Source organism: Tessaracoccus antarcticus, from assembly GCF_003688855.1.
GTDB lineage: Bacteria > Actinomycetota > Actinomycetes > Propionibacteriales > Propionibacteriaceae > Arachnia > Arachnia antarctica.
In genome coordinates this window covers 1,544,184-1,560,242 of the sequence record NZ_REFW01000001.1, presented here as the reverse complement: position 1 = coordinate 1,560,242, position 16,059 = coordinate 1,544,184, and the positions used below count along the sequence as shown (strand labels likewise).

Annotated in this window: 14 protein-coding genes; 3 read left to right on the top strand and 11 right to left on the bottom strand. The window is 70.1% G+C overall.

Annotated elements, in window-relative coordinates:
• Window positions 1-4 precede the first annotated feature (4 nt).
• From EAX62_RS06905 to EAX62_RS06885, 5 genes are all read right to left on the bottom strand, one after another.
• The gene (locus tag EAX62_RS06905) at window positions 5-1,270 is read right to left on the bottom strand and encodes a DUF5719 family protein (protein WP_121900829.1); all 1,266 of its coding nucleotides are present in this window, start codon (window positions 1,268-1,270) and stop codon (window positions 5-7) included.
• Window positions 1,270-4,314: a glycosyltransferase family 2 protein gene (locus EAX62_RS06900; RefSeq protein WP_121900828.1), complete on the bottom strand. Its 3,045-nt coding sequence runs from the start codon at window positions 4,312-4,314 to the stop codon at window positions 1,270-1,272. The genes EAX62_RS06905 and EAX62_RS06900 overlap by 1 nt, the downstream gene beginning before the upstream one ends.
• A 54-nt stretch (window positions 4,315-4,368) precedes the next feature.
• Window positions 4,369-4,626, bottom strand: a complete 258-nt coding sequence (locus EAX62_RS06895; RefSeq protein ID WP_121900827.1) for a WhiB family transcriptional regulator — start codon at window positions 4,624-4,626, stop codon at window positions 4,369-4,371.
• A 102-nt stretch (window positions 4,627-4,728) separates the two neighbouring features.
• On the bottom strand, window positions 4,729-5,388 hold the full coding sequence (locus EAX62_RS06890) for a hypothetical protein (protein WP_121900826.1): 660 nt from the start codon (window positions 5,386-5,388) through the stop codon (window positions 4,729-4,731).
• 47 nt (window positions 5,389-5,435) lie between these two features.
• A complete protein-coding gene (locus tag EAX62_RS06885; protein ID WP_121900825.1) occupies window positions 5,436-6,515 on the bottom strand; it encodes a mannose-1-phosphate guanylyltransferase in 1,080 nt (359 codons plus the stop codon).
• Between the two features lie 66 nt (window positions 6,516-6,581).
• Between EAX62_RS06885 and EAX62_RS06880 the strand changes: the two genes are divergently transcribed.
• On the top strand, window positions 6,582-7,247 hold the full coding sequence (locus EAX62_RS06880) for a TIGR03089 family protein (RefSeq protein ID WP_121900824.1): 666 nt from the start codon (window positions 6,582-6,584) through the stop codon (window positions 7,245-7,247).
• Between the two features lie 29 nt (window positions 7,248-7,276).
• Here EAX62_RS06880 and EAX62_RS06875 read toward each other — a convergent pair whose 3' ends face one another.
• On the bottom strand, window positions 7,277-8,263 hold the full coding sequence (locus tag EAX62_RS06875) for a glycosyltransferase family 2 protein (RefSeq protein ID WP_233557830.1): 987 nt from the start codon (window positions 8,261-8,263) through the stop codon (window positions 7,277-7,279).
• A gap of 37 nt (window positions 8,264-8,300) precedes the next feature.
• Window positions 8,301-9,824, bottom strand: a complete 1,524-nt coding sequence (locus tag EAX62_RS17115) for an LCP family protein (RefSeq protein WP_121900822.1) — start codon at window positions 9,822-9,824, stop codon at window positions 8,301-8,303.
• 131 nt (window positions 9,825-9,955) lie between these two features.
• On the opposite strand from EAX62_RS17115, the gene EAX62_RS06865 reads away from it, so the two are divergent.
• On the top strand, window positions 9,956-11,152 hold the full coding sequence (locus tag EAX62_RS06865; RefSeq protein WP_121900821.1) for an LCP family protein: 1,197 nt from the start codon (window positions 9,956-9,958) through the stop codon (window positions 11,150-11,152).
• 61 nt (window positions 11,153-11,213) lie between these two features.
• Window positions 11,214-12,929 (top strand): DUF3352 domain-containing protein, encoded by a 1,716-nt coding sequence (locus EAX62_RS16870; RefSeq protein ID WP_121900820.1) that lies wholly within the window; start codon window positions 11,214-11,216, stop codon window positions 12,927-12,929.
• Between the two features lie 76 nt (window positions 12,930-13,005).
• On the opposite strand, the gene purE is transcribed toward EAX62_RS16870, so the two are convergent.
• From purE to EAX62_RS06840, 4 genes are read right to left on the bottom strand one after another with little or no spacing between them, the layout of a single operon-like run.
• Window positions 13,006-13,509: a 5-(carboxyamino)imidazole ribonucleotide mutase gene (purE, locus tag EAX62_RS06855; protein WP_121900819.1), complete on the bottom strand. Its 504-nt coding sequence runs from the start codon at window positions 13,507-13,509 to the stop codon at window positions 13,006-13,008.
• Window positions 13,502-14,662 (bottom strand): 5-(carboxyamino)imidazole ribonucleotide synthase, encoded by a 1,161-nt coding sequence (locus tag EAX62_RS06850; protein ID WP_199711196.1) that lies wholly within the window; start codon window positions 14,660-14,662, stop codon window positions 13,502-13,504. The genes purE and EAX62_RS06850 overlap by 8 nt, the downstream gene beginning before the upstream one ends.
• A 26-nt stretch (window positions 14,663-14,688) precedes the next feature.
• The gene (locus EAX62_RS06845; protein WP_199711143.1) at window positions 14,689-15,213 is read right to left on the bottom strand and encodes a PH domain-containing protein; all 525 of its coding nucleotides are present in this window, start codon (window positions 15,211-15,213) and stop codon (window positions 14,689-14,691) included.
• Between the two features lie 46 nt (window positions 15,214-15,259).
• On the bottom strand, window positions 15,260-16,051 hold the full coding sequence (locus tag EAX62_RS06840; RefSeq protein ID WP_158600580.1) for a biotin--[acetyl-CoA-carboxylase] ligase: 792 nt from the start codon (window positions 16,049-16,051) through the stop codon (window positions 15,260-15,262).
• Window positions 16,052-16,059: the final 8 nt, after the last annotated feature.

Genomic DNA, 16,059 nt, shown 5'->3' with positions numbered 1-16,059 from the left:
ATCCTCATCGCAGGGTGGGCACGATCTCGGCGTCCACGGGCGAGACCTCCGGTGCCGCCCTGGATGACAACGGAACGATGCTGACACCGGTGTCGGACCCGACGACGGCACCGAACAGCGGCCTGTTGGCGGTGATGGTCACCACCTGCCCGCGCGGGGCGCTGGATTCCAGGGGCAGGGCCAGGGTGCTGCCCGCCGGCACCGTGTGCTCCGTGGTGGTACTCCGGCCGTCGACGACATCGTCCACGAGGGAGACCTCCAGGTCCGTCTCACCGGGGTTGGACACTTGCAGCACCCCGCCGGCGGGGGCGTAGGCGCCCAATCGGTTCGACGTCGTCACGGGAGCGGTGAAGGCGAGGTCCGACCCGTTTCCGGTGGAGAGGCTGACCGCCACGTCGATGTCGGCGGTGACGTGCAGGCCCGTGGCCTCGCCCGCCAGCGACGGGGCGAGGTCGACGGCGATGCTGCTGTGCGCCGGCACCGACACCCCGGCACCACCCTCGGGCTGGTAGGCCACGGAGGCACCGTGGGCTGTGACGTCGACGACGGCGCGTTCATTGCCGGGGTTGGTCACCAGCAGGCTGGCGACGGTGGCACCGGCCTGCACGCCCGGGAGCCAGTGATCGGTGCCCTGGGTGGAGGCCGTGGCGGTCTCGAGCACGCCGCGCGCGGTGGTGGTGCGGGCCACGACGGTGGCGCGTCCCCGGCTGGCGCTGAAGCTGACGCCGATGGGCCCGTCCTGCTCCACGAGCACCGACAGCGCGATGGCGCGGGTGGAGTGAGGCCCGAGCGCGATGCCGCGTGCCCCGAGCGCCACGATTTCTCCGTTGGTGCCGTACAGGGACAGGTCCACGACGGCCTCGGAGGAATCGGGGTTGACCACCAGCAGGTCGGTGTCGGCGGCGCCGGGCACCACGATGGTGCCCTGGGAGGTGGGCGCGGTGCACGGCGTCCAACCGCCGGTGCCGTCGCCGAGCGTGAGCATCCCTCCCACCAGGGCCGACCCTCCGAGGATCACGGACGCTCCGCTCTGGTCCGGGACCTGGGTGGGCCCCACCGCCACAATGCCGTCGCCACCGAGGGGCGTGATGGTGTCCGCCCCGTCGACGAAGAGCGTCCCCGCCTGCGCCATGGGTGCGCAGACGAGCTTCGTCGTCGCGGGCGGCACCACCTCGATGGTGCGTGGCAGGGGTGTGGGGCGCAGCAGGGAGAGCCCCAGCCCGGCACCCACGAGGACCAGGAGGGTCACGAGCGTGATCACGTTGCGCATCACTCACGCACCCTTCGTGCCGACGTGGTGGAACCCAGTGTGGGTGCCATCAGGACGAGGATGAGCACTGCCAGGGCGCCCTGCCAGCCCAGCGCAGCCCAGGAGGGCTTCATGCCCCACTCCAGGTGACCGCCGGCACCCCCGGGCACCGTGAAGGTGACGGGCGGCCGGTCGGGGCTGCGCTGCAGTGCGGTGCCACCCACGCTGGCCTGCCAGCGCGGGTCGTCGTCCTCGGCGAGCACGATGTGGCGGGTGGCGTCGGAGGGCGCGATGGTGCCGTCGACCACGGGTTCGCTGGTCTGCGACGCCACGAGCCGGATGCGGCTGGGCAGTGCCGCCACCGTCCAGACCACGGCGTCGTCCGTGACGGCGGCCCGGGTCAGGCCGGGCGCGTTGCCGACGCTGGCCAGGGACTCCTCGCTGAACCCGCCCATGTAGATGTGGCTGACACCCAGGGCCGTGAGGGTGCTCGCCAGGTCCTCGGGGACCACGGCGACACCCAGTGACTGCACGAGCGTGCCGAACTCGTCCGCATACGCGCCGGCCGGGTTCCGTTCTCCCGTCCCCCATTGCGGCTGGGAGGCATCCACGGCGTTCCAGTCCAGTGTGCCGTCGGGGCGCTGCTGCAGCATCAGCACGCGACTCTGGCGCTCCGAGGTCATGACGTCGCGCACGTATCCGGGCAGCACGCTCGGAGAGGGTCCCACCGGGCCCTGGAAACCCACCCAGGCCCACGCACCGGCCGCGAGCACGCCGAGCAGCGCCAGAACCGACGTCGCTGCGCGGCTACGGCGCCCGGCGGGGGCGTCACCATGGCCGGTGCGGCGCAGCCCCACCATGACGGGCACCAGCAGTGCCGCCACCACCAGCAGGGCCCACCCGGACAGCAGCGCCCGCGCCTGGCCGCCGTGGGTGGCCAGTGCCACCTTCGAGGACAGTGCCCCGGCGAGCAGCGGCACTGCCACGCCTGCGAGCACCAGCATGCGATGGCGCTGGCGGGGCATGGCCAGTAGTCCTGCGGCCGCCGCTACGGCCAGGCCGGCGAAGAACACCATGTTGACCCACGGCGGGATGCCCGAGGGCAGGATGCGGCCGGCCAGAAGGGCAAAGGTGGCGGGCGGGAAGTCGGGCCACGCCAGCGGGTCCGCACCCATCAGCGCCCGGGCCGGCCAGCGCACCAGCGTGGGGAGCCACGGCGCCAGGAAAAGCCACGGCAGACCCACGCCGATGGCGACGTCGCCCCAGCGTCGCCGGTCCAGGACCATCCACACGAGGGCGGCAATGCTCAGCAGGGGCAGCACCACGGGCCATGCAGCCGCGCTCAGGAGGAGCCAGAGAGCAACGCCTGCAGGGCTGCGGAGTCGCTCCGCGCCCACGGACTCGTCGAGCGCCACGCGGTGAATGCTGCGGGCCAGCATGGGCCCGGTGATGGACAGCGCCATGCCGGAGAGGTCGCCGGCACCCACGATCCCCAGCAGCAGGACCGCCCCCGCCCAGAGGGCCGCGCCGGCTGCGGCTGCACCGATCCTGAGCCCCAGCCGCCGCAGGAGGAGCAGCGCGGCGCCCGCGGCCAACGCCGGTGCCAGCACCAGGGCGGCGACGGCGAACGCCTCCGGTGAGGCGAAGACGAAGGTGGAGAAGAATGCGGCCAGCAGCAGCCATGGGGCGTTGGCGCCGCCCACCCCGACGTCGGGCTGCAGGTAGGCCTGCCAGGCGGCCGACAACGACGGCGGGGCCGGGAGCATGCCACCGCCGGCGACACCCACGGCACCCAGCAGGGATCGGCCCGCCACGAGACCCACGATCACGAGCCCCACAAGCACCAGCAGGGCTGGTGACAGCCACGTGCGTCGCCTGGTCTGGCCCCCGGCGAAGTCATCACCGGTCATCTCATCGATGCTGGTGCTGCTGTCGGTGACGACGAGGTCGCGGTAGCGATCGGCGACGCCTGCCCCGAATCGGTCCACACCGTCGCGCACCGACCAGAAGCGTGCCGGCAGCAGTGGAGTGACCCGTGCGCTCGCGTCGGGGGCGGGGGTGGTGCGGGCAGCGAGCGCCGTGGTGGCCTCAGGTGTGGCGGCGAAGGTACGTGCGGCTCCGAGTTCTGCCCGGGCCAGTGCCGGTGACTTGCCCAGAAGGAATCCCAGGGCGCGCAGACCGCTGCCACCGAGCAGGGCAAGTGTGCCGGTGGGACGGTTGCCCCGAGCGGCGACGACACGCAGCGCTGCCAGACGGTCGGAGCGGTGCCACGGCACGGGGGGTGAGGACACCCGTTCGCCGGTGCGGCCCGCCTGCCGGTGCGTGAGTGCCGCCCGGGGCCACGTGGTGACCAGGTGCCCCGCCTCGTTGGCTCGCCAGCCGAGGTCGACGCCGTCGCGGTGGAGGGGGATCTCGGGCGCGAGACCGCCCAGCTCCTGCCAGGCGTGGCCGGCCACGAGCATCCCGGCCGTGGATCCGCCCAGGACGGGCTCAGGTGTCAGTTGCTGCTGGTCGATGTCCCCCTCGTCCACGAACGACATGCGGCGCCCGCTGCGGGTGATCGACGCCCCCGCCTCGGACAGCGTCTCGGGGTAGTTGCGGCGTCGGGGCTGCAGCAACGTGGGAACGACCACGGCGGCCCCGGTCTGCGCGGCGCCGTCGAGGAGTGAGCCGAGGGTGTCGGGGAAGGGGGCGGAGTCGTCGTGCAGGAGCCAGATCCACTCCGGTGCAGCGCCGGCCAATCCCGCCTCCACGGCCGCGCCGAAGCCCTTGTTGTGGGACTGGGTGACCACCGCGTCGAGGACACCCTCATCGGCGGCGCGCGCCAGGAGGGCGGGGCTGTCATCGGTGGAGGCGTTGTCCACGGCCACGATGCGGCCCGGGCGCGGATCGAGCCTGGCCAATGACAGCAGCTGTCGTGCCAGCCAGGCCCGGGAGTTGTGGACCACCATGACGGCGGTCACAGTTCCCGGGTCGATGGCACGGTGGTCGCTCTCGGGGGTCTCGGGGTCGAGCCATGCCCAGAGATCGTCGACGGGTCGCGCCTCTTGCGGTTCCTCCGTCAACGTGGGGCCCTCCTGTGCTTCGCCGGTGCAGTGTCCGACGATATCGCTAAGGCGTCAGATGGCCGCTTGCCGCAGCTTTCGCCGCTCGCGTTCCGACAGACCGCCCCAGATGCCGAACCGCTCATCGTTGCCGAGTGCGTACTCCAGGCACTCGGTCCTGACGCTGCACCCCTGGCAGACGCGCTTGGCCTCGCGGGTGGAGCCCCCCTTTTCGGGGAAGAAAGCCTCCGGGTCGGTCTGGGCGCACAGCGCTTCTTCCTGCCACGCGAACGCGCCGTCGAGTTCCGAGATCAGTGTCCAGCTGTTGTCCATGCCGCCTCCCTTCTGCAGGGAATTACACACGTGCAATTCATCTGACGTCAAGCCCCACGGCGAGTCGGACTCATTTTGTCGGTGGTATGTGCTCTGGATGGGCTAACTGTGCTGTCCGTGCCGAAGAGGCGGACGGATGAGTGTCCCGTCCGGGTCGGCCTCGTCGCGTCGCGGCCACGGGGTCGACACCGATTGCCACACGGGTGGCTGTCGAACCGGCATGACAGGCTCCCCGCCGGCGAGGGGCGCGGTGGGTGAGGTGGGCCGCGCCGGCGTGGTGGGCGAGCCCGGCAGCGTGGTATCGGCAACCCTGGCCGTCTGGGCCGTGGCGGGCATAGCGGTCGACGGGGTGGCGGTGGTCTCCGCGAGGGCCCCACGTGTGGCGAGCGCATCGACGATGGCCCACACGGTGAGTGCGGCCCCCATCGCACTACCCGCGAGTGCCAGGGTGCCCGTGCTCCACCCCATGCCGGGCGAGTCACGCCACCAGAGCGTCGTCAGCCCCACCCTGGCCGCGGCGAACAGGACGGCACCCGCCGCCGTGGCGGCCTTCACGGCAAGGGCGAACCCGCTGGGCGGCAGCAGTGCAGCCCACACCACGGCAAGCGACAACGGCAGGAAGGAACTGGGGCCGAGCATGGCGGCCGTGCCGCCGACGTCGAGCGTGTCGAACGCCACGGGGATGAGCGCCGCCAACTCCAGGAAGCCGACGGCCAGCAAAATGATGGGCAGCAGGTGTTGCAGTGTTCGGGCGATGCGCACTGGTGTGTCCCCTCGAGGTCCGGCCTCCGTGGGGGCAGGCTGGGTGGTCAGGCGAATTCTGCCCCATGGGTGGTTCGCACCAGGTCGACGAGTTCCTTGACCCGCTCGGTGGCGTGCAGCGGCGCCACCAGTGTGGAGGTGTCGGTGTGCACCACCAGCGTGTCCCGCAGACCGAGTCCCGCCACCAGGTGGTTGTCGTCGGCCATGTTGATGAGGATGCAGCCCTGCGAGTCCAGCGCCATGGCCAGACCCTCCACCGCGTTGCCGTCGGCGTCCCTGCTGAACTGTTCGGCCAGGCTGAGGTAGCCGCCCACGTCACGCCAGTCGACGTCGAGCCCCACGGACACCACCCGTGCATCCGTGCGCCCCGCCGAGACCGGCTCCATGATGGCGTAGTCCACAGACGTCTTCTCCAACGTCGGGAACACAGCATCCAGCGTGGTGGGGTCCTCGACGATCCGGGCGATCTTGGCGGCGGTGTCCGGGACGAGTATCGCCAGCTGGTCCAGCAGGGTCTGGGCCCGCCACACGAACATGCCGGCGTTCCACCAGTACTCGCCGCTGGCGAGGTAGCGCTCCGCCACCTCGAGGGCTGGCTTCTCCTTGAACTCGGCGAGCGCGTGCACCCCCTCGAAGTCGTCGAGTTCCTCGGCCCGGTGGAGGTAGCCGTAGCCGGTGTGCGCTGAGGTGGGCACCACACCCAGGGTGACGAGCGCATCGGGGTGCGCCTCCACCACGTCGAAGGCCCGGGCCAGGCTGCGCTGGAACTCGTCGATGGGTTCGATGACCTGGTCGGCCGTGACCATGGCCACCACGGCGTCCGGGTCCCGGTCCGCCAGCACCCCCGCGGACCAGGCGACCGCGTTGAGCGAGTCCCGTCCCACGGGCTCGCCGAGGATGTTCTCCAGCGGCAGCTCGGGTAGCTGCGACGCGACGACGTCAGCGTAGGCGCGGGAGGTGCAGGTCAGGATCTGGGCATCCGGGAACATTCCTGCCACCCGTTCGTAGGCCAACCGCAGGAGGCTGCGGCCGCCGAAGATCTCCAGCAACTGCTTGGGGGTGCCCTGTCGGGACAACGGCCACAACCTGGTGCCGGACCCGCCGGCCATGATGACGACGTAACGCATGGCAGACACCGTATCCCGCCGCCCGCCCTGTGGGTGGTGCCCGCCCCGGAAGCCTAGGATCGGGGGATGGCCATCTCCGCACTCCGCCGTCGTCTGGACGCGCTGCCGTCGCAGCCCTTCTACACCCACTACGAGGGGGACGCCCGGATTGAGCTGTCGGCCGTCACGTTCGCCAACTGGGTGGACAAGACGTGCAACATGCTGGAGGACATGGGGGTGGACCCCACCGAGGTGGTGCAGCTCGACCTCGCCCGTTCACATCCCGGCCACTGGGTCACCATGGTGTGGGTGGCTGCCTGCTGGCAGCGGGGATGCACCGTGTCCCTCGATGCCGACCCCACCGCCGTGATGGTTGTGACCGGTCCCGACGCCGTCGCCGACACCAGGATGACGGTGGCCTGCTCGCTCCATCCCCTGGGCCTGGGTTTCCCCGTGGCACCCGTGGGCTGCACCGATTACGCAGAGGTCCTGTCCCAGCCCGACTCCCACGTGGCCGAGCCCCTGTCGCCCCATGACGTGGCCGTGGCCCCGGACACGACGTTCCAGCATCTCCGTGAGGTTGCGCCCAGATCCGGGCGCCTGCTGGCCGCCGACCCCGTCCCGGGGTGGGAGAGCATTCGAGACCTTCTCGTGGCCCCGCTGCTGGGCAACGGCTCGACGGTGGTCGTGGTGGGCGCCGACGAGGACGCCGTGGAGCGGATCCGCACGCAGGAGCGCGTCGAGGCTGGCTGAGTCAGGCGTCCGCAACACCCGGAGGGGTCTCAGCCCTCCGGCTTGCCCTTGATGAATCCGGCGCCCCAGCAGAGGTGCATGACGGCCAGCACCAGCGGGAACCGCAGGCGGGCGGCGGGCGGCAGGTTGCGCATGCTGGCGGTGGCGCCCAGCAGGAACACCATGTAGATGGCGGGCGCCAGCAGCAGGAAGCTCAGGAGCCTGCTGCGCAGCAGCAGACCGAGCAGTCCCCCGGCCGTACCGACGGCCAGGCCGGCCACCGCGACCGGCGGTGCCAGGTAGCGCAGCGACAACGTCTCCGGGTGGCGGCGCGCCACCTCCCGGCGCCAGCGCCCCGTCAGGTGGAACTGGCTGGCCAGCGCCCGGATCGAGGAGCGTGGCCTGTAGACCACGCGCAGGTCGGGGGTGAACCACACCATGTGGCCCGCCAGGCGCAGGCGGTGGTTGAGTTCCCAGTCCTGGGCGCGGTGCAGGGTCTCGTCGAAGCCCCCCACGGAGGCGAGCGCGTCGCGGCGGAACACTCCCAGGAAGACGGTCTTCGCGGGGCCGGCAGGCGTGTCGGACAGATGGAAGCCGCCACCCCCCAGCCCCACGCGGGAGTTGTAGGCGGTGGCGATGGCCTGCTCGAGGGGCGTGGACCCCTGGGCGTCCATGAGCCCTCCCACGTTCGCGGCGCCCGTGCTCTCGAGGAGGTCGACGGCGCGTGTGATGTAGCCGGGGCTGAGCTCGCCGTGCCCGTCGACGCGGACGATGATGTCGTGGCTGGCCACGGCGATGGCAATGTTCAGCCCGGCCGGTGTGTACCCCGTGGGATTGTCCACCACCGTGATGCGCAGATCCTCCTCGGCGAGCCCGTGGGCCACGGCGAGGGTGGCGTCCTGGCTGGGTGCGACGCTCAGCACCACCTCGAGTTCACCGGGGTAGTGCTGCTCGAGCACGCGTTCCACGGCCGCGCGGAGGTGTCGTTCCTCGTTGCGGATGGGCATGACGACGCTCACGCTCGGGTGACCTGCCACCTGGGGGCTCCTCTCGGCCGAAACTGTGTCCGCCAACCTAGCTGACGGTGCAGATGGGCGGCGCCTCGGCAGTCTCTGCACTGACCTCGACGCCCTCCGTCGGCGCGGACTCCGCCGCGGTGGGGACCGTGGGGCTGCTGGCGGAGTCGGACGGTTCCGGGCCTGCGCTCCTGTCGGCCTGCGGGGACGCTGCGGACACCTCGGGTGTGGAGTCGGGATGATCCAGTGCCTCGGCTGCGTTGATGGCATCCACCACCGTGGAGCGGATCAACGGCAGGTCAGGGTGGGCCGTCACGATGAGTGGCGGTGTGAAATCCACGCTCGTCAGTTCCAGGGCCTTGGCCTTCAGCGCCAACTCGGCCAACTCCGCGACGTGGCCGGCGCCGACGTCGGTGAGGACAATGTCCTTGCCTGCCTCGGAGAGTTCCACGAATTTCGTGGCCACCACGGCGGGGTCCAACTGCTTGGCCATGGCCGACATCACGCACTTCTGCCGGTTCATGCGTTCGTAGTCACTGGAGCCGTGGCGTGACCGTGCGAACCACAGGGCGTGGTAGCCGTCGAGGTGGACGCCCTCCCCCGCCTCGATGTAGCCGCTCACGGCGCTGCCGCCGCCGCCGATGGCGACGTCGCGCCCCACGTTGAGAGTGATGCCGCCCATGGCGTTGATGAGGGACTGGAAGCCGCCCATGTCCACCATGGCGTAGTAGTTGATGTCCAGCCCCAGCGTCTCCGACACCACCTCACGGGTGGCCATCAGACCGGCATTCCCGGAGGGGTACAGCTCGGCATTGCCCTCCGCCAGCGTGTACACGCCGTTCAGCATGCACGCAGCGTCCTCGCAGCGGAAGCCGTCGGGGTACTGCTCGTGCAGCGGCGAACTGGCGGGGAACGGGGCTCCCTGCAGGTTGCGGGGTAGGCCGAACACCACGGTGCGTCCCGTCCTGGCGTCGATGGAGGCCACATTGATGGAGTCGGGACGGACGCCGTCGCGACTCGCCGCAGCATCCACACCCAGCAGCAGGATGTTGTAGCGCCCGTCCTTCTGACTGCTGTCACCGCCGCCGCGCAACACCTCGGAGACGTTGTTGGCCGCAGTGAAGGCGCTGGCTGCCACGCTGGTGGCGAATCCGGCCGCGATGACGAGGACGAGGGTGGACGCCGTGAGGGTCAACCGTGTGGGGCGCAGCAGCCGGGTGGGACGCGCCAGCCGCCACGCGTCGAGCAGCAGTATTGCCCATCCGGCGAACGCCAACCATGCACCCACCCGCAGTCCCGAGGTGACCGGCCCGTTCAACAGCACTGCCAGCGTGGGTCCGCGCAGGAGCCACAGGCCCAGCAGCACCACCAGCGCCACCGCCCAGATGGCCGCCCAGGCGCGCATGGCGAGGCGACCCACGGCCCGGTTCCCTGCGACGAACTGCGCCGAGCCGGGCACGGCCGCCGACATGAGCAGCAAACCCAGCGCCCGTCTGGTGCGGACACTGCGCGCCTCTGTCGAACGGTCAACCTTCACGGGCGAATCTCCTGCAAGTCGGTGGTCCTCCAGCGTGCCTGCCATCGACGCGAATATTGGAGGTGACGCGCCGACGAACCCTGATTTCTCCCGGACCCGAGTGCTTCGACGGCCCTGCTGGGCGAGCTCCCAGGACGCCCGCAGGTAGCATTACCCGCTCACGACGAGGGAGACACATGTCGAACGGACGCCGGGACGACGACCTGGAATGGCTGTACCGACGCGAGGAGGAAAGCTCGGAACAGACCCGCGTTCTCCCCGCGGACGAGGTGGCAGCCCTGCAGGGCGCACCCCGCTCCGGCCGGGGGCGCCCGGCAAGGCCGACCCAGTCCGCTCCACCCCCACCCCCACCCCCCCGGCAGCCGGAGCGCACCAGGGGACGCGATGATGGCGTCCCACCGCCCAACCGTCGCCGCAAGCGGCGTCACCCGCTCCGCAGGATCGTGCTGGTCCTGGCGCTGGCCTGGGTGGTCTTCATGGTGGGCACCCCCGTCTTCGCGCTCGTCCGCGGCACCGTCGTCGACGCGGCACCCTCGGGCGACCGGCCGGCGGAGCAGCCGGGCCGCACCATCCTGCTGGTGGGCTCGGACGCCCGCGAGGACATGACGCCGGAGGAACGCTCCAAGCTGAGGACCGGCAGCACTGAGGGCCGTCGCACCGACACCATGCTGCTGCTGTACGTGCCCCCCTCGGGCAACTCGGCGCTGGTGTCCCTGCCCCGCGATTCACTGGTGTCCATCCCCGGACACGGGAAGAACAAACTGAACGCTGCCTACTCCTTCGGAGGGGCGCCCCTTCTGGTGGAGACCGTGGAACAGAACACCGGCGTCCGCGTGGACGGGTACCTGGAGATCGGTTTCCTCGGACTCGTGGATATGGTGGATGCCGTCGGGGGTATCGAGGTGTGCCCCACCAAGCCCATGAAGGACAAGGACGCCCACATCGACATCGCTGCAGGTTGCCAGAACCTCGACGGTGTCACGGCGCTGGGCTACGTCCGCATGCGCAAGGCGGATCCCCGCGGCGACCTCGGGCGGATCGAGCGCCAGCGCGAAGTCATCGGCAAGGTCATGAAAAAGGCCGTCAGCCCGCTCAGCATCCTCAACCCCATCACCTACTGGAAGCTCAACATGGCCGTCTCCCGGTCCGTGGCACGCAGCGACGAGACCGGCCCGGCCGCTCTGGCGTCGATCGTCTCGGGGCTGTTCCAGAGCGCCACGGGCGCCGGGCTCAGCCTCACGGTTCCGATCGGGAACGCGAACTACAACAGCAGCGTCGGCTCTGCGGTCCTGTGGGACGAGAAGGCCAGTCGCGAGATGTTCACGGCCATCGCCACAGGGGATGTCAAGGCACTGGAGAAGTTCCAGGGTTAGGGGGTGGCCTGCGGCCCCGATAGCCTTGCCGCTCACTCGTGAACACTTTTGTGGAGGGCCCGTGAGCCAGAACGACCAGACGCCCCCCTGGGGCAACAACCCCAATGGACCCCAGGGACAGGGACCCAACCCCGGAGGCTCGGGACCGGCCGGGCAGCAGGGATACCCCCAGCAGGGCCAGCCGTACCCCCAGCAGGGCCAGCCGTACCCCCAGCAGGGATACCAGCAGCAGGGCCAGCCGTACCCCCAGCAGGGCCAGCCGTACCCCCAGCAGGGACAGCCGTACCCCCAGCAGGGATACCAGCAGCAGGGCCAGCCGTACCCCCAGCAGGGTTACGCCCAGCAGGGACAGACGCAGCAGATGGCCCCCGGCACCAAGAAGAAGTCCAAGGCCCCCGTGATCGTCGCAGGCGCGCTGGCGCTGGCGTTGGTGGTGGGCGGCATCGTCTTCGCCATGAACTTCCTGGGCGGCGCCACCCCGGCTGCATCCCAGGGCATCCCCGCCAACGCGCTCGCCGTCCTTGAGGTGAACCTGAACCCGTCCGTGGCCGACAAGCTGGCGGTGAAGGGCTTCGCCGAGAAGTTCCCCGCCATGGCCGAGAGTGTCACAGACGTCGACGGCGACTACAAGAAGGCCATGTACCAGGCCATCTTCTCCGACGTCGACGAGGCGCCCGACTACAGCGAACTTGAGCCATGGCTGGGAGACTCCATGGCCATCGCCGTGCTGTCGTCCCCCACCGCCTCGGAGGACATCCTCAGCTCGGATCCTGACGTGCTCATGTCCATCCAGGTCACCGACGCCGGCAAGGCGGAAGCCTTCATGTCCAAGCACGGCGACGGCGCGCAGGTGTCGTTCCTCGACGACCTGATGCTGGTCACGGACAAGGACAAGCCCGCCCCCGACGTCGCTGCCATCAAGGACTCGTCGTTGGCCGAGAACGAGGACTACAAGGCTGACATGGCCAAGCTCGGCGGCTCCTGGCTCGCCACGGGCTGGGTCGGCACCGAACTGTTCAAGCAGGCAGTGGACGCAAGCTCAGAGTCCACAGGCGTGAACGCCGATGTGCCCAACGCCCGCGTCGCCATGGGCCTGAAGATCGAGGACGGGTCAGCCGTCATGCGCGCCGTCTCCTGGAGCGACCAGGTCGTCACGGAGGGTCCCGCCACCACGTTCCTCGGATCACTGCCCTCCAGTGCGCTCGGCGCCATGAGCTTCTCCCTGTCCGACTCCGTCCACGACCTGCTCTGGGAGCAGCTGGAGCCGCTGATCGCCGACAGCCCTGAGTTCGGGGACCAGCTGGGCATCACGTCCAAGGACGACCTCAAGGCCATCCTTGGCTCCGAGATGGCCATCGCCGTGGGCATGGACGAGTTCAACTCGCCCATCGTCGGACTCAAGGTGCGCACCGACGACGTGGCCAAGCACGAGTCGTTCATGGACACCATCGGCTCGACCATGGGTCTCGAGGGGATCGCGCACGTCGCAAACGGCGACGTGGTCACCACCACCTTCGGCCAGTCCCCTGACGAGTTCGCGAACCCGGCGGGCACGCTGGGCGACAACGAGACCGCGCAGAAGCTGACGAAGGGCAGCGGCGACCCACAGGCCGTGATGTGGGTGGACCTGCCCGCCATCCTTGCCATCCCCGACCTCGGTCTGGGCAGCGATGACGAGATGATGCAGAACCTGGAGCCGCTCAGCGGCATCGGGATGTCCAGCTCGATCCTCGGCGACGACTACGCCGAAACCTTCATCCGGGTGGGCACCAAGTAGCTCACCCTCCCACCACAGACGACAGCTCCCCGCCCGGTTGGGCGGGGAGCTGTTGTCGTTGTACTGGCTGGTCGCGTCAGTCGCGGCGGGCGGCGTCGCGGACCACGGCACCCTTGGCGTGAGCGGCGTCGCGCAGGGAGTCCTGGAACGCCAGCATGCGGTCGCGCAGCTTCTCGTCGGAGGCTGCCAGGATTCTCACGGCCAGCAGGCCGGCGTTGCGTGCGTTGTCGATGGCGACGGTGGCCACCGGCACACCAGCGGGCATCTGCACGATCGACAGCAGCGAGTCCAGGCCGTCCAGGCGCTTCAGCGCCACGGGGACGCCGATCACGGGCAGCGGGGTCAGGGCTGCCAGCATGCCCGGCAGGTGCGCGGCGCCGCCGGCGCCCGCGATGATCACCCGGATGCCGCGAGCGTGGGCGCCGTGGCCGAAGTCCACCATCTCCTGCGGCATGCGGTGCGCGGAGACGACGTCGGCCTCGAAGGCGACGTCGAACTCGGCGAGCGCGTCGGCGGCGGCCTGCATGACGGGCCAGTCGGAGTCCGACCCCATCACGATCGACACGAGTGGTTCAGGCATTCGGGTCCCCCATCAGGTAACGGGCAGCATGCCGGGCGCGGCGCAGGGCTGCCTCAAGGTCGTTGTCGCAGGCGGTGACGTGACCCACCTTCCGGCCGGCGCGCACCTCCTTGCCGTACAGGTGCACGCGGATGGCACGGTCGCGCGCGAAAACGTGCTGCAGGGCACCCGTCAGATCCGGTTCCGCACCACCCAGGACGTTGGTCATGACCACGTGGGGGGCGCGGAGATCCGGTGCTCCGAGCGGCAGGTCAAGCACCGCCCGCAGGTGGTTCTCGAACTGGCTGGTGAGGGCGCCGTCGATGCTCCAGTGGCCGGTGTTGTGGGGGCGCATGGCGAGCTCATTGACCACCACGCGGCCCGAATCCTCGGCCATCAACTCCACGGCCAACACGCCGACCACGCCCAACTCCCCCGCGATCCGCAGCGCCATGGCCTGCAGTTCCGCGGCCGCATGGCCGTCCAGGCCGGGTGCCGGGGTGATGGTTTCCACACAGACGCCGTCGGTCTGCGTCGTTTCGCTGATGGGGTATGCCACGGCCTGCCCGGAAGGCGAGCGGACCACGATGGCGGAGAGTTCGCGGGTGAAGTCGATGAACTCCTCGGCAACGATGACCACCTCCTCACCGGCGGAGGTCTCGGGTTTGGCGGCGAACGGTTCCCCCACCTGGTCGGGGCCGTTCAGTTTCCAGACGCCCTTGCCGTCGTAGCCGCCACGCGAGGTTTTGGCGATGACGGGCCATCCCATTCGCTCGCCGAAGGCCGCGAGATCCTCCGGTGTGCGGCAGACGGAGAACTGTGGGCAGGGGATGCCCATGCTCGTCAGCCGCTCACGCATGAGGGCCTTGTCCTGGGCATGGGCCAGTGCGTCGGGGCCGGGCCGCACCTCGACGCCGTCGCCCAGTTGGCGCAGGTGGCGGGTGGGGACGTGCTCGTGGTCGAAGGTGAGGACGTCGACGTCCTGCGCGAAGCGCGCCAATGTGTCGAACTCGGTGTAGTCCCCGACGACGGTGTTGGCGATGACCTGGGCCGCGGACGTCCCCTGCGCCTCCGCCAACAGGTGCACATCAATGCCGAGGCCGACACCTGCCTGGTGCATCATGCGGGCAAGCTGCCCGCCTCCGACAATTCCCACGCTGTAGCGACGATCCACGGCGCTCAGCGTACCGGCTGGTACCGCTAGTCGTCGTTGCTCTCCCCCCAGGCATCGTCGCCCCGGTCGCCGTTGCCCCGGAAGAGCAGGTTGTTGATGACCACGTGCACCCGCTCCACGCGGGGCAGGTCGTGCAGGACGAGCGGTTGGGCCGCCGCGGTCTCGAGCACCAGCGTGCCGCATCCGAGGATGCGATCGGTGAGGCTGCGCTCGTAGTTGACGTTGTTGATGCGGCGCAGAGGCAGGTCGTGGCCCGTCTTGTTGAGGATGCCGCGGCGAGTGATGATGCGCCTGTCCGTGACGGTGTAGGTGGAGGTGATCCATCGCAGGAACGGCAGGAGCGTCACCCAGATCACCAGCAGGATGAACACGCCGACCGCCACCCAGGTGCCCCACGGCTGGGTGCTGGCGGGAAGCAGTGCGATCCCCACGCCCAGCGCGGCGCTGAAGACGATGAGAGCCGCCACAGGCCAGATGAGGGCCTTGCCGTGCGTGTGCATGTGCAGCACGACTTCTTCGCCGTCACCCAGGGTGTCCTTGCTGATTGCCATGGGGTGAAGTGTGGCACGCGGCGGGCCGTTGAGGCGGCTGCCCCGCTCAGCGGTGCAGCCGGGCGTGCACCACGTCCCCGACGGCGAACGTCTCCAGTCCCGTGGCCGTGGCCACCTGCAGCCGCCCGAATTCGTCGACGCCGTACCCGCGGCCCCGGACCACGACGTCGGGCGCGACCGTGATGGTCAGCTCGGAGCCCACCGAGGAGCACCGGGCCCTGTACTCCCCCGCCAGTGAGCCGGAGCGCTGCCAGAGCCGGTAGTAGCGCTCCATGTGCCCCAGCACACCCGCCACGATCGCCTCCGGGTCCACGGGGAATCCCTCCATCGACAGGGACGTGGCCGTCGGGACCGGCAACTCCTGCGGCGTGAGTTCCAGGTTGAGCCCCACCCCCACCACGGCCCGCGCCCCGGTGGGGTGCTCGATGCGTTCGGACAGGATGCCGCACACCTTGCCGCCGTCGATGAGGACGTCGTTGGGCCACTTCAGCTGTACCAGTGACGGGTCGGGCGCGATGTCGCCGAGGGCGGACGCCACGGCCATGCCCGTCAGCAGTGACAGCCAGCCCCAGCGCGGGAACTCGTGCACGGGTTTCAGCAGCATCGACAGGGACAGCGACGCACCGCGGGGGCTCACCCACGTCCGGTCCAGGCGGCCCCGGCCAGCCGTCTGCTCGGACGCCACCAGCACACGCCCCTCCGGTTCCCCCAGCCGTGCCAGCGCTGCGAGGTCGGCATTCGTTGAACCCGTCGACGTGACGGACTCCACCCTCTCCCACAGGCTGCGCTCCCCCAGGAGGGCGGTAATGCGGACTGGGTCAAGGGCGTTGCTGCTCACCGCGCCAC